The sequence below is a fragment of the Candidatus Megaera venefica genome (genome assembly GCF_034554655.1).
In the GTDB taxonomy this organism is placed as follows: Bacteria; Pseudomonadota; Alphaproteobacteria; order Rickettsiales; family Rickettsiaceae; genus Megaera_A; species Megaera_A venefica.
On record NZ_JARJFB010000166.1, the window covers coordinates 1 to 3419 of the forward strand.

The following is a 3419-nucleotide window of genomic DNA, read 5'->3' on the forward strand; positions in this document are numbered from 1 at the left end:
TGCGTAGAATCGGAAACATTCTAAAAGAATCCACAGCATAATAATTTATCCATGAAATTTGAATAATTTAAGCAATTAACTTTGCCTAAGGCAAATCATGAGTAAATTCTGAGTTTTTGGCATCCTAACACCAAAATTTTACCTTCTTGGCAAAAAAATAGCTCAAAAAATGAATGTGCGGTGATTTATTTTTGAAATTCTTGAAATTATATCAAAAATTTAGAGTTTTGACGGAGAGACTTAATATGGGATACAGCCGTTTCCGCTTTTCGTTTCCACGCCCAAATTTTTGGACATCTAAACCAGAAAAGCGGAAACCAAAGTTAGAGGTGACGCTTATGACATGTATTTTTGCGCAGCCGACTCTATCGCTAGCCTCTCTTCTTCGTCATAGTTAGCTATCAGCGGGATTGTGGAGATAATTTGCTCCCCCTCTTGTATTTTATTATCTGTGTAAATGCCATCTAGTTTATCTGATATACCTATTTTCTCCAAATCTAGTTTATAACACTTCACACGGGTTTTCGTTCTCCCGTAATACACAGTATGCAGCGTACGATTGGTAAGACTTCCGTTTGTCTTCTTCTCTTTGTATGGGGCTATATACCCCTGCTCTTTTATAATCTTTATACAGTCTTTTTCATTTAATCCATTAAAGGCCTCGATTTCTAGAAAATGCTTAAAAACATAATAATCAGTTTGATCTATTGCGGAATAACGAACCTCTTGCTCTACAGGTTTAGGTGATACAATACCAACACATTTATTTTGTTGTTGAGTGTATCTTCTTCTAAAATCTTGTGCATCATCATTATCTATTTTATCCTCCTTTCGATAAAAGTTATTAGCATGATTATCATAAAAGAATTTAATGAGTCTTTGTTTTACTATTTTTACTTCTGCCGATATAGTGTAATCCCCCAACTCCTCTAACCAACGAGTAAACATTTCTGTAACGTTCCGAAATCCTGCTCCTTTAGTAAAACCATACCTCTGCGGCAATACACCACTAGCAATGGCGACTTCTCCAGCCGCTGCTATTATGCCAAATACTTCAGCAACACGACCAACCTGTGCGGTAGCGTTTATTGGCATATTTTCTTTTAGCCATTTTTCTTTCATAATGACTACCTTGTCTAATATTTCATCAAAATGGTTATCTATAAAATTGAACTTTAAGAATTCCTGAATCGCTGTACCTTTGTATTTAGAGCAGGCATCATGTATCTTTAGTGCTAATTGTTTTGGCGTGGCAAGTTCGTGCAGACACTCAAAGATTCCAAATTCTTCTGACAAGTGTGCGGGAATATCTATAAACCTAACTGTTTGCCCTCCTTTGATTTCTTCGTCAACACTAGCCATTTTGGCTAAAAAGGTCGTCTCGCCAGTACTAAGTACTAACGTTTTCCAGTTTTTACTAGCTCTATTACCAAAACCTTCTCCTCTACTATCAGCTCTATTTTTACTTTCTCCACCTATTATCAAATAGGGTGATGTTGCTATTGCCTGTTTACCGTGCAAGCTTGTCAATTCATCTAGGCATAGTAAGGCGTCATTCTTTTGTAGCCCTAAATTCTCAATTCCGTTAGATGTACCGTTCCATGGAATATAACCTTTTCCATAATTCCCCCAAACAGATCCCGCAGCTCCGAGCATCACACTTTTTCCTATAGTTCTTTTCCCAAAGAAATGCATGATAACGCCATCTCTGTTTAACGGTGTAAGATATATTGGAGCAAATGCAGTACATAGAGCAAAAATCAAATTTGAATTCTTATTTGCCCACTTAGCTACATTGTCCTGCCAATTTTCTAATGATCCTTCATTTTGTAAAACTTCATTCTCCTTCATTCTGAATTCCAGTATATTTTTTTTCTGAACCTCTGCTTTATCCCTGTGGAAGGTCTTTAACTCATCTTGCGTCATCAAATTATAACTACTCACGTCAGTATTCCAACCCAGCCTATACACGATGGAAACATTAACATCAGTCTTGTTGGCAAGAATATAATTGACTAAGAGTGGAAAATGCGTTGGATTAAATGTCAACCCAGCATCCAGTAATACTTGTTTTAGTACATCAGTCTTTGCGGACAATGGAACAAATATTTCTTTGCGTACTTTGTACCTATCTAATATTTCCATGATAAAACAATGCTGACCGTTACTATTATTACCTTGTCCTTTGAGTTCTATATAATCACACACACGCATTGGAACTATACGCTTAACTCCCATATCATCTTTTTTTTCTACCAACACGTATAAAGTATGATTGCTTAAAATAAATTCATACCCCCCAATTAACTTTTGAAAGATGACATCACTAATTTGATTTAACTCACTCTTGGCAACCCGCAGCTCAATAGTGGCCATTGTAATTGGGTTATCTATTTCTTTAAAACTAGCATAAGCTTTTTTTATTTCTTCGGCATTATATTGGTTATCACGTGCATCTAATGCAGACCATCTATCCCACATAAAAAGCCCGTCCTCTTTTCCTTCGTGATAATGGTGTAATGCCATACCAACCTCTATCCATTCCTTCCACGAAAGGGTTGAAGCTGAATATAGTTCCAGTATTCGTTCTACCTTAGAAGCTTTAAAGGTACGTTTATCAATTTTTGCTTTGCTTGATACAGAATGATTATCAATTTTTTCTTGAGTCTCAGTGCTATTCCCTGTAAAATCATCAGTAGAATTTTTATTCTGAATGTTGTTTTTTTTCATAATTTTTACTGCTTAGTTTTTTTATAATTGAGATGGTGTTTACTCTGGCTTACAACAGGTAAACACCTTTTTTCTATTGAGATTAAAAAGTGCATTTATTTCTTTTGTCCCCTATCCTAAATTAATCAGAAGTTGTATGAGAGTGATATTCACCATCACTCTCTATAAATCTACGAATGTCTTCTACGCGCCAAGCAATAGAGCGCTCCCCTAATATTATTGGTTTAGGAAAACGACCCGACTTTACACCAGCTCGCCAAGTGGATTTAGATAATGGAATAATTTGTAGAACGGTAGATAGGCGGATAAAACCAGCCTCTGGTAATAATGGGTGTGTCATACGACCTCCTAATAATGTTAAATAAGTACTATGAGTAGTATTTATATTGAGGGTATTAACCACATTCCTGCGTAAATGTAACATAAGAGAAAACTCTATATCCCATAAGGCTTGTAGAGCACTAGACTTGCGATTCAACCAAAAAACTTTCCCATAAAAGATTAAATTAGCAATGGAAAAAAACGACTACAGCCCTTGATTTCAAAGAGACAAGAATCTAAACTTTACCGAAAAAGAACTTATTAGGGAAAGTGTTTATTTTCCATGATAAAACTAAGAAACTTTCCCTAAAATGGGATTTCTTGTACCTTTGTAGACCTATCGACAAATTAATAACTTATTGATAATA

General features: G+C 35.6%; 2 protein-coding genes. Both read right to left on the reverse strand.

Annotated features, from left to right (window positions below; all coding sequences use genetic code 11):
* Nucleotides 1–336: 336 nt before the first annotated feature.
* The gene (locus Megvenef_RS08135) at nt 337–2730 is read right to left on the reverse strand and encodes a DUF927 domain-containing protein (protein ID WP_322777448.1); all 2394 of its coding nucleotides are present in this window, start codon (nt 2728–2730) and stop codon (nt 337–339) included.
* Between the two features lie 121 nt (nt 2731–2851).
* Nucleotides 2852–3070 (reverse strand): helix-turn-helix transcriptional regulator, encoded by a 219-nt coding sequence (locus tag Megvenef_RS08140; protein ID WP_322777449.1) that lies wholly within the window; start codon nt 3068–3070, stop codon nt 2852–2854.
* Between the last annotated feature and the right edge of the window lie 349 nt (nt 3071–3419).